General features: G+C 56.6%; 1 protein-coding gene. It reads left to right on the plus strand.

The features are described 5' to 3' along the window. The coding region (locus ACX9YW_RS23660) for a hypothetical protein (RefSeq protein WP_460351265.1) at window positions 1-228 on the plus strand (228 nt) is incomplete at both ends.

The raw sequence follows: 228 nt of genomic DNA on the forward strand, positions 1-228 counted from the left end.
CACGGATCTGAAGTCCGGTCTGCCCGAGATAGAAAATCATACGGTGAAGTCGGCCAAGGTTAGCGGCAACACGGTCACTGTGACATATGAGCGCGTTGCGCATAATGTCACATATGTGTGCCGCGATTCCCGCGGTATTGTCATCGACCGCGTGCCCGTGGCGGTGAAGGTGGGCGAGACCCATGCCGTGAAGGCTCCCGAGCTGCCTTATTGCACATACGTTTCCAT

The organism is Pseudoneobacillus rhizolycopersici (assembly GCF_054786815.1).